Origin of the sequence: Priestia sp. SIMBA_032, assembly GCF_046535215.1 — a bacterium.
In the GTDB taxonomy this organism is placed as follows: Bacteria; Bacillota; Bacilli; order Bacillales; family Bacillaceae_H; genus Priestia; species Priestia aryabhattai.
The window spans coordinates 1-386 of the sequence record NZ_JAWRXD010000206.1 but is presented as its reverse complement, the minus strand read 5'-3'; the positions used below and the strand labels follow the sequence as shown (position 1 = coordinate 386).

The 386-nt window shown below is 35.2% G+C and carries 1 pseudogene; it reads left to right on the top strand.

The annotated features are described in order from the left end of the window. Positions 1-85 precede the first annotated feature (85 nt). A pseudogene (locus SB717_RS34020) lies at positions 86-386 on the top strand (efflux RND transporter periplasmic adaptor subunit); the annotation flags it as partial.

Sequence of the window (386 nt, the reverse complement as noted above, 5' to 3'; positions counted from 1 at the left end):
ATTGTAAGCTAAAACGATTTGTCAGATTCTTCACCTCTTCTATACTTAATGTAGATACTAAAACGAACGAAAAGGTGAGAAATAGATGAAAAAGAAAAATAAAGTGTTAATTAATAGTGTAGTAGCAATCGGAATTGCAGCTGGATCATACTTTGCATTTGCTGGGGGCGGTTCAGATGTAGCAATGGCATATAGCGGATATAAAGTAACCGAAAAACAAATCCAAAACGCGCAAAAATTTGGTGGCGAAGTTATTCCAAATGGAATTGAAACTATTTCATTCGATCCAACAAAAGGAACATATGAATTAGCTGTAAAAAAAGGCGATGAAGTGAAAAAAGGTCAGCTTCTATTTAAATACAATGACCCGACTGCTAAACAAGGGG